Annotated in this window: 2 protein-coding genes and 1 riboswitch; both genes read right to left on the reverse strand. The window is 71.3% G+C overall.

From position 1 onward, the window contains the following. Nucleotides 1–737 (reverse strand): ribonucleotide reductase N-terminal alpha domain-containing protein (locus tag IE312_RS39900; RefSeq protein WP_306419734.1); only part of this gene is annotated, 737 nt, incomplete at its 3' end. Between the two features lie 126 nt (nucleotides 738–863). Continuing rightward, nucleotides 864–997, reverse strand: a riboswitch (cobalamin riboswitch). Between the two features lie 137 nt (nucleotides 998–1134). Next, nucleotides 1135–2030 (reverse strand): sodium:solute symporter family transporter (locus IE312_RS39905; RefSeq protein WP_440862355.1); only part of this gene is annotated, 896 nt, incomplete at its 5' end.

Genomic DNA, 2030 nt, shown 5'->3' on the forward strand with positions numbered 1-2030 from the left:
GACAGCCGGGCCACCTGGTGGTAGCGGTCGTAGAGGGAGTCCAGCTCGTCCAGCGGCGAGTCCAGCAGGTAGCAGGACGACATCTGCGGGTGCCGGGTGCCGGAGTTGAACAGGGTGGGGGAGGACGGCAGGTAGTCCATGCGGCTCATCAGCCCGTACAGGGCCGCCACTTCGTCCACCGAGCGGCTCGTGTCGTCCTCCGCCAGACCGCTCGCCACCCGCAGCATGAAGTGCTGCGGCGTCTCGATCACCTTGCGGGTGATCGGGTGGCGCAGCAGGTAACGGCTGTAGACCGTGCGCAGGCCGAAGTAGCCGAAGCGGTCGTCGGCCGAGGCGTCGACCAGCGCGTCCAGCCGCTCGGCGTGCAGCCGCGCGAACTCGGCGGTGCGGTCGGCGATGAGGCCCTCGCGGTGCCCGACCACGATGGAGCCGGTGAAGGACGTCACGCCCTGCGAGGCGGCCTCGTCCCGGATGGTGAGGGTCAGCAGCCGGGCGGCCAGCTTCGAGTAGGCGGGGTCCTCGGAGATCAGGCCGGCGGCCGCCTCCGTGGCCAGCTCACGCAGCTCCGCCTCGTCGGCCCGCGAGGACCGGCCGCGCAGCGCGGCCGCGGCGATCCGCCCCGGGTCGGCGTCGGGCAGGTCGGCGGTCAGCTCGGTCAGGGTCCGCAGCAGTGCGGTACCGGGACCGTCGGTCTCCAGCTCGCTGACTGAAGCCGGGTCGGCTGGCGCGATGGTCACGTGGGGCTCTCCCTCGCTCGGCACGGGGGCCCGGCGGAGGGCAGGGGGCAGCCACGAGCGCGCACGGCGCCGCGTCCACCGGCCCACTCCGCGAGGCCCGGACGTTCACAACCCACCCGGACCGGACGTCCGGGTGTGCTGCCGGCAGGTCCTCGGACTCAACAGGCGCGCGGGCGCGCGCAGGTACACCGTTGCGGGACAGTTCCGGATTCGCACCGGATTCCCCTGCGGCGACAGCGATCACGAGCATACATCTAGTGCCGGGTTCTCATGGCACCCCCAGATGTTGTGCCGGTCCGGTGTCGGAGAGGTGACGCGTACGCCGGCCCCGGCCGGCCCGCAGGTACGCCGACGGGCCGCCGGAGGTGTCTCCGACGGCCCGTGGAGCGGCGGTCGCCTAGTGACCCGCGCCCGCGGTGGCCGGTGGCAGTTCCACCTGGACACCCGGGTCGCCGGCGTCGGCCGTGTAGTCCTCCGGCCGGGTCTCGTCGACACCGTCGGGGGCCTTCGCGGCCCGCAGGACGACCGTCAGGACCACGGTCACCACGGCATTCAGGACGAACGCCGTGAGGCCGATGTAGCCGATCTCGCCGATGCCCGGGATCTCCTTGGCGTTGCCACCGAAGTGCTCCTGGGTCGGCGAGGCGATGCCGTACGCCGCGGCCGTGCCGTAGATCATGCCGGCCGCCCAGCCGGCCAGCAGCGCCCAGCGGTGGAACCAGCGGGTGAACAGGCCGCCGACCAGGGCCGGGAAGGTCTGCAGGATCCAGATGCCGCCCAGCAGCTGGAAGTTGATGGCGACGGTCTTGTCCATGGTGAGGACGAAGACCAGGGCACCGACCTTCACCAGCAGCGAGACCAGCTTGGAGACCTTGGTCTCCTGCTCGGCCGTCGCGTCGGGCTTGATGAAGTCCTTGTAGATGTTGCGGGTGAACAGGTTGGCCGCCGCGATGGACATGATCGCCGCCGGGACCAGGGCGCCGATGCCGATCGCCGCGAAGGCCACGCCCGCGAACCAGTCGGGGAACATGTCCTCGAACAGCTGCGGGATGGCCAGCTGGCCGTTGGTGACCTTGACCCCGGCCGCGATCGCCATGAAGCCCAGCAGCGCCAGCAGGCCCAGCATGAGGGAGTACAGCGGCAGGATCGTGGTGTTGCGGCGGATCACCTCACGGCTCCTGGACGACAGGGTCGCGGTGATCGAGTGCGGGTACATGAACAGCGCGAGCGCGGAGCCGAGGGCCAGGGTGGCGTACGTCCACTGCTTCGCCTCCCCCGGCGCCAGTGCGCCGC

The organism is Streptomyces capoamus (assembly GCF_014654935.1).
GTDB lineage: Bacteria > Actinomycetota > Actinomycetes > Streptomycetales > Streptomycetaceae > Streptomyces > Streptomyces capoamus.